We start from the raw sequence: 8,900 nt of genomic DNA on the forward strand, positions 1-8,900 counted from the left end.
ACCACCCTTTTGGGTGGTTTTTAGTCTAGGAAAAAGAATTATCAATTACCGCCCTGTAAACTCATTAGCCGCTACCGGCTCTTCCTCAGGCTCTTCCTCATAATCGTCGAATTCTTCAAATTCATCGTCAAAGAACTCGTCACCACCGCTCTCTTTTTGATCGTCTGGCATGGCAATTGACTCATCACCTGCAGCAAACGGTAATAGATTAGTGAAAATGGCTGGGTCAATGGAACCGGCTTGGTCTAAACCGTTTTGAGTTGCCGCTCGAACACCGGATGACGATGCAACTTCTGCAATAGACTCTAACTGTTCACCCACCGTTTCGAAGTTATCCGGCTCTTGTAGGAATGTTGGCTCGGTGAATGACAATGAGCCAATAAACACATCCTCTGAGCCATCAATCACTAATACAGCACTTGGGTCGTTAACGCTTCCAGAGAGCGCATTTAACGTCACCAAATCACCAAAAATATTGGCATCACGGATTTCCCCTGACGCTGTAGGTTCCACCAGATTGAATACTCCGTCTGCTGACCCAACGGCAAGAACACTTCCCGAGTTACTTTGAACCAATACCTCTGTATTACCAGTACCATTCGTGTCTATCACATTGACGATGATATCCCCATCGGCTTGAACACTAATATTTCCGTTTTGAGTTTCTAGATTCCTTATGTACACATCTGACGCTAACCCGTTTTCTCCGCCAATATTAATCGTGGAACCCGTATTGACCGTGGTAGCGTCTATGCTTGCCAGATCACCGGTTAAATTAATATCCCCTTGAATACCCGCTAAAATCAAATCACTGCTGGTAACAATGTTACCAGAGACAGAAGATGCGCCATTAATCGTTAGCGGTGAGCCGTTGTAGTTAAAGTTAAGGCTGCCCACATTCATGGTGTTTGCCCCGGTAAAGTTAATGGCCAACGAGGTATCAATAGCGACCTCACCGGTATTATCAATCAGGCTTTCCATACCGGTGAACTGATACTGTGAAACAGTGGAAAGGTTTTGTGTTAGCGTCCAGGTTGATGGCTCGCCATCATAAGCAAAAGTGTTATTTCCACCCCGGCCGTTAAGCACATTAAACCCTGAAAAAGACGCTGATCCACTGCCACCAACACGCGACAATGTACCACTGCCTGTATCAAAAACTTGCCAGATTAACGCTTCGCTTGGACCAGTAAGAGCAGTTGAGGCCCCTCCATCACCAATGAAAGTCTGAATATTCTCGAACGCAACACCACCCGCAACCCCAGCAGCACTCCCCTCTTCACTGAGAGACGACAACAACCAGTCACCGACCGCCGACAATGTATTCGAACCAGTTTCTCCATCTAAACGCTCTGTCACCGTCGCCCCGGTAACGGTAAAGATATCATCACCAGCACCCGACTGAATTGAGGTAATACTTCCGCTGGATAACTCAAAAGTGTCGTTACCCGTACCTGAAGTCAGGTTTTCTACTGCTGTAAATAAAGTGGAATTGAGCGTACCTGTATTCGAACCGGTCACTGTCCAGGTATTCGCATCATCACCTGAAATTAAACGGTCATTACCTGCATCACCGGAAATACTTCCCGTGCTGGCTCCATCGACAGTAAAGACATCATCACCCGCGCCACCGCTTAAATTTCCTACACTACCAGCGGTCATCAAGAAGGTATCATTTCCAGTACCACCAGAAAGGTCACCGATATTGGCAGAGGACGTAGATGAAAACACATCCGTACCACTTCCACCCGTTAGATTCGTAATTCCCGTAAATGTCAGTAAATCATTATTTACGGTCGCCAACTGGCCACTATTTTGACCATTGACTGTCCAATTAATGTCTTGATCAGGGCCCAGCAAACTCGTCGTTGTATCATTATCCCCCGCTAGGCTGTCTATACCGGTGAAGGTCGCATTCGATACTGATCCATTAGCACCAGTACCATCCAATGAGGCAATTATCCAATCGCCCGAAGACTGCACTGTGTCGCTGCCTGAATTACCCGTCAGTGCCACATCAGACCCTGCAAGCACAAAAGTATCGTCACCGCCAGAGCCATCAATGGTCGCAACATCTTCATAAGTGACACCATTAACAACAAAGGCATTGCCCGATTGATCTTCAAATACCTCTCCAGTATTCGACCCAAGTAATGTAGAGGCCAAAGAAACGGTTTCGATGGTATCGAAAGCAATATTACCCAGTGTTGTCACGGAGTCCGACACCACTGACACGACATCATTAATGGTGTTAATAACGGTGTCAGAGCCGCCTCCACCGGAGAGGGTATTCACATCCTCAAACGTTAATGCATTCACAACCACTGAGTTAGTCGCCACCACATCGAAACTTTCATCCGCATCCGTACCTGTTAAGGTATTTACCTGTGAAACAGACTCAACAGAAGTCACTGCGACAGACTGAACATTAAAATCAACACCACTGGCACTGGAAAGCGTGACACCGGCATTACCAGCAACCAAAGCATCATTACCTTCACCGCCATCCAATGAAGCAACATTCTGGAAGCTAATGCCAGACTCACTCACTAACCCTGCCCCCGTGACCGTGAAGGCTTCAGCATTGGATGACCCTGTAAGAGAGTTAGTTTCAGTCACCGTTTCGATATTCGAAACCGCGACATTTTGGGAAGTGAAATCGATATTAGCGTCGGTGCTTAACGTTACGCCGTTACTGTTCGCATCAAATACATCACTACCGTCACTGCCATCCACGGACGTTACGTTTTCAAAACGAACGGTATTTGCCGTTACCACACCATTGCCATCTAGGGTGAATTCATCAGCTCCAGCAGTACCTGTTAAATCCCCAACAGCAGTCACCGTCTCAATATTGGCGATATCCATATTAGAAGAGACAAAATCAATATCAGCAGCCGATGACAATACTGCCCCTGAGAGAGAGACAAATGTATCGGAGCCTGCTCCACCATCCACACTGGTAACATCCTCAAACCCGAACGACCCCACGTTAACGGAATTGTCGCCAGTCACAGAATAGGTTTCACCGTTAGCCGTCCCGACAATCGCACCGGTTCTGGTCACTGACTCAATGCCCACGTATTCAATACCGGAATTACTGGTGAACCCACTGTCGGTGAGGTTGACACCATAATCTCCATTAGCTAACGAATCACCATTAACATGGCCACCACCATCAATCTGAGTAACGCCATTAAAGCTGATATCGAAAACGGAAATTGCATTGCCAGTGCCTCCATCTTCAACAAAACTGTCATCACCATCAGTGCCCACTAGCGTCCCGGTTTGGCTGAATGCTTCGACTTCAGTAAACGTTATACCGCCTACACTCGCCGATTCGCTCGCAATAAGATCGACTGAACCACCAAAGTCATTATCAACCGTATCTGTGACCGAGCCTGCACCCGCATCGACAGTATTTACTCCTTGGAAAACGATTGAAGAAACTGCTACTTCATTGGCTCCGGTGACTGAAAAGACCTCTGCGGCAGTAGATCCCGAGAGTTGGCCAACATTAGTGTAAAAATCGAGATCAGATAAGTTGATGCTCGTCGACGTTGCGCTGCCATCGGTTGCTAAGGTGACATCTTGATTGTTGATATCAACCGTGTCTGAAGCGCCTCCATTACCATCAATGGCGGTAACATCACTCAAATTAATACTTAAACCTGTGACCGAAACGGCACTGCCATTCAAGACAAACGCATCATTTCCAGCCGAACCTGAAAGAGTACCGATATCAGAAACAGACTCCACCTGCATGATATCGACCACACCTCCGGCATTGACATCAAAGCTCGCGTCAGTAACCGCGAGTGATAAACCTGCGGAGTTTATGCCAATTGAATCACTGCCCCCTGCACCATCAATTTGGGATACACCTTGGAAATCTATTCCCGACACTGCTAATGATGTACCAGACAACACCATAGTATCCGCTGCCGAACTGCCGGTGAATAAACCCGTATTGGTTACCGTCTCCACACCAGTGACATCAATACTGCTGGCGGTAAATCCGCTCGCCGTGAGCGTCACACCATCAAACGCAGAAAGAGAGTCATTAACATTGGATCCTGCGGCAATAGAAGTCGTGCCGGTAAATCCGATTCCATTGACACTCACCGCAGAGGCACCTGTAAGCGCGTAATCGCTGGCAGTTGTAGCTTGTCCAGTCAATGAACCAATATGACTGACATTTTCTATGCCTTCATAAGAAATAGACGACGATCCTGCATCAAATCCAGCGGCATTTAAGGTAACGTTTTGGTTGCCTAAACTTACAGAGTCTCCATTGACTTCCCCGTTACCATCCACTGAGGTAACAGCCTGGTAAAGAATGGAACCCGCCGTGATATTTCCGTCTGCGGAATCAGTAAACGCGTCGTCACCTGATGAGCCAACCAATGCACCAACATTGGTTACTGAAGTCACGCTGGAAACATCAATATTCGCCAGAGAGAACGTATTAACTGACTGAATGTTGACAGACTGACCTGACTGATTGTCAATCGAATTGGTACCCCCTCCGGCATCGAGTGAAGTCACGCCTGAGAATGTAAAGGAGGAGAAACTTAAGGATTCTGTTCCAGTGATGTTAAACACTTCATTGTCATTGGTCGCCGTTAATGCACCGGTATTAACAACATTATCGATTTGGAAAACATCAATCCCTTGAACCGTAAAATCGAAAGGATTCGTTGCACTAGAACGCGTTGCCGAATCAGCCAGGGCTATACCTGAATTTGTCACATCCAAACTGTCTGTGGTGCCTGTTCCCGCATTGAAGATGTCCACACCACTGAAAGAAATCGCAGTCGTAGCATCGGTATTCAGCAAAGCGAGGGTATTGGCAGCAGTAATGGAATACGACTCATCGGTTGATAAGCCTGTTACTGTCATAAACTGGTCTGCCATTGGATCCGTGACGTTAACAGATACCGCTTCAATTTCTGTCGCTACAAATCCATTGGTGCTCACACCAGTGAGGCCACTGGTAGAATCCACAACAATCGCAACATCATCCAAAGTGGCACCATCAGCTAATTGAATAGTGTCCGTGCCGTCATCACCAGAAATCGTTAAAACATTGATAAACTGGGCATCATTAAATGTCACCGTGTTGGCGCCTTCAACGATGAACAAGTCTGCACCAGTAGTACCAATTAAATTACTGGAGAGGCTGAACACTTCAAAATTGGTAAAGGTGACGCCCCCAAAACTGTTCCCCGAAATATCAAGACCACTGTTATTAATGAGTGTATCGCTGAAAGGGTCTGAACCCGATTGGTCTCCCGCATCAAAACTGGTTACCCCCTCCATTGAGTAGGTATTGGTGCCAGTACCCGGTGACGCCGTCATCGACAATGACGCTTGCATACCGGTAACGGAATTTAATGTGACAGTATCGTTAGCATTGCTGGAAGCGGTAACATTTCCAGTATCAATAGTAGAAAAGACATTGGTAAAGGTCACATTGGAGTCATTTTCGACGAACCCACTGTCAGGGTCATTCATCGTAATACTGCGGAAATTGTTGTCCAATGCATTATTACCGCCATCGCCATCTATCGAAGAGACACCATTAAAAGTTACTATGGCGTTGGTATCGGTCACTAATGCGAGTAGTTCAATTTGCCCAGAACCTAAATTACGGAAGGCTTCATCACTAGCGGTTCCCACAATATCGCCAGCATTGGATACCGTTTCGATATCCGATATCGTAATGCCTGAGGATACAAATTCACCCGTTGTGGCATTGTTTAACGTTAACCCCGCTCCAATCAGCAATGTAATGTCATCTACGCCGGGTGTTGTTTCGGCACCTCCGTCTATTGAAGTCACTCCAGTTAAGGCGATGCTGTTACTGGTAGTCACTCCACCAGCAGCCGTTACCACAAACGAATCATCACCGGTGGTTCCGACGACCGCTCCAGCATTAGTGACCTCTTCAATATTGATAAAACTGATTGAAGCAGTCGTAAATTGCTGATTACTAGAAGATAACTCTACGCTACTTGTGGCCGAGTCAGCGTTATTATTCGTTACGGTATCGGTCCCACTTCGACCTCTAGCACTCCCCACATCAGAAAACGCGATATTTTGCAGCGTAAATGCTTGTTCATTGGTTACATCAAATACATCATCGCCGGTGGTTCCGAAGACTTCATAGGCCGTGCCGCCAGAGGCTGTGACCAGTTCTACATCTGAGAATGAAATGGAGTTTGATGAGAGCGTTTCTGAGGCAGTTACTGTCACTGAGTTGCCAGTGGTATTGACAACAGTATCACCTTCGGTTTCGGAGCCCGTTCCTGCATTAATACTGGTCACATCAGAGAACGTAATGTCTAGGAAGGTAACTTCATTGGTACCGGTAATTTGAAACGTATCATCTCCCGTTGTCCCGGTTAATGTGCCGGCGTTCGATGCTGATTCAATATTGGTGAACGTAATAAGAGATGAACTAATGGATTCTGAACTCAGAACATCCACGCTCGAAATTAGCGCGACAGAATCTTGGTCGGTATTACCAGCGTTACCGTTTGCATCAACAGAGTTAACGTTGCTGAGCGTCATACCACTCACAGACAAAGAGTTATTGCCAGTAATTACATACGCTTCATCTAAAGTGGACCCAGTCACTGCACCGGCATTAGTTACCGTATCTACGCTGGAGAAAGTAATACCTGAGTCGATAACAGAGTCGGTTCCTCCTAGTGTTACTGTTCCACTTGAAGCAACACTGTCGCCATCATCCACACCATTTCCATTCACAGCCGTAACACCACTGAAGGAAATCGCCTCTGCAGCACCATTAGCTTGGGCCGATACCGTATTCGTCCCCGTCACCGAGAAGGCATCCGCTAACGCCGTGGCAGTAATATCACCGGCATTGGTGACTGTGGTAATGCCGTCCACATCAATCATCGTGCCGTCTAGTCTAAAACCGGTAGCGGAGAGCGTGACATCGCTATCACTGATATCAATGGTATTCGCCGAATCACCATTAACGCCGGTCACACCCGTGAAGGTACCAATACTCGTTGCAGTCAATACACCTGCTGTCGTAAGCGTTAAGCTCTCTGTTGTGCCGGTGGTGTCTACATCACCCACTTCCGAAACCGAAACATCTCCAGTGATGTTAATGTTGGCAACGGTAAAACCTGATGCAGTTAACGCGATACCATTGCTGTTGATGTCGATTGTATCGACACCGGTCATACCGGTATCGTAATTCGAAACATTACCTATGCTCATTCCAAACACCGACAAGGAATTGTTTGCCGTCACTTCTAGCGCGTCTGCTGCGGTAGTGCCGGTTAAGGTCGTCGCGCCCGTGACGCTTTCTACATTGGTAAAGGTAATACCGGAATCACTTACCGAGTTGGCAGCCACCAATGTGGTAGATCCGCTGGAAGCAATACTATCGCTATCCGCACTGCCACTGCCGTCCACCGCCGTAACACCACTGAAGGCAATCGCCGCTGCAGCACCATTAGCCTGGGCCGATACTGTATTCGTCCCCGTCACCGAGAAGGCATCCGCTAACGCCGTGCCAGTAATATCACCGGCATTGGTGACTGTGGTAATGCCGTCCACATCAATCGTCGTGGTGTCTAGTCTAAAACCGGTAGTGGAGAGCGTGACATCGCTATCACTGATATCGATGGTATTGTCGGCATCTCCCGTAACACCCGTTACACCCGTAAAACTGCCTATACTGGCTGCGGTTAAATCACCCGAGGTATTCAGAGTCAGCGCTTGGGTAGTGCCCGTGGTATTAGCCTCACCGGCTTCGGTCACAGACACCGTACCACTGATATCAATGCCTGCCACACTGAAGTCCGATACCCCCAGCGCAACACCATTACTGTTTGCATCAATCGTATCCGTTGCGCCAGTGCCCGTATCGTAGCTAGTCACCCCACTTAAGCTCATTCCCAATACCGACAGAGCATTTGTTGCGCTCACCTCGATCACATCAATACCCGTGGTACCGGTCAGAGACACTGCATTAGTGATGGTATCCACACTGGTAAAGGTAATGCCGGAGTCGGTAATCGAATCTGTACCTGCCAAGGTCAAGGTGCCACTTGAAGCGACACTGTCATTGTCATCCGCACCGTCACCATTCACGGCAGTCACTCCACTGAAGGAAATTGCCGCTGCAGCACCATTAGCTTGGGCCGATACTTGATTTGTACCGGTAACGGAGAAGGCATCCGCTAACACCGTGCCAGTAATATCACCGGCATTGGTGACCGTGGTGATGCCATCCACATCAATCGTCGTAGTGTCTAGTCTAAAACCGGTAGTGGAGAGCGTGACATCGCTATCACTGATATCAATGGTGTTGGCATTGTCACCCGTCACGCCAGTGACGCCAGCAAAACTGCCTATGCTGGCCGCGGTTAAATTACCCGAAGTATTGAGGGTCAAAGCTTGTGTAGTGCCCGTGGTATTAACCTCACCGGCTTCGGTCACAGACACCGTACCACTGATATCAATGCCTGCCACACTGAAGTCCGATACCCCCAGCGCAACACCATTACTGTTTGCATCAATCGTATCCGTTGCGCCAGTGCCCGTATCGTAGCTAGTCACCCCACTTAAGCTCATTCCCAATACCGACAGAGCATTTGTTGCGCTCACCTCGATCACATCAATACCCGTGGTACCGGTCAGAGACACTGCATTAGTGATGGTATCCACACTGGTAAAGGTAATGCCGGAGTCGGTAATCGAATCTGTACCTGCCAAGGTCAAGGTGCCACTTGAAGCGACACTGTCATTGTCATCCGCACCGTCACCATTCACGGCAGTCACTCCACTGAAGGAAATTGCCGCTGCAGCACCATTAGCTTGGGCCGATACTTGATTTGTACCGGTAACGGAGAAGG

The 8,900-nt window shown here is 47.9% G+C and carries 1 protein-coding gene; it reads right to left on the reverse strand.

Annotation, left to right across the window (positions count from 1 at the left end):
- Window positions 1-45: 45 nt before the first annotated feature.
- Complete coding sequence (locus LU351_RS07930; protein WP_232593527.1) at window positions 46-8,817, reverse strand: beta strand repeat-containing protein; 8,772 nt, start codon at window positions 8,815-8,817, stop codon at window positions 46-48.
- Window positions 8,818-8,900: the final 83 nt, after the last annotated feature.

Source organism: Marinibactrum halimedae, assembly GCF_021234875.1.
Lineage (GTDB): Bacteria > Pseudomonadota > Gammaproteobacteria > Pseudomonadales > Cellvibrionaceae > Marinibactrum > Marinibactrum halimedae.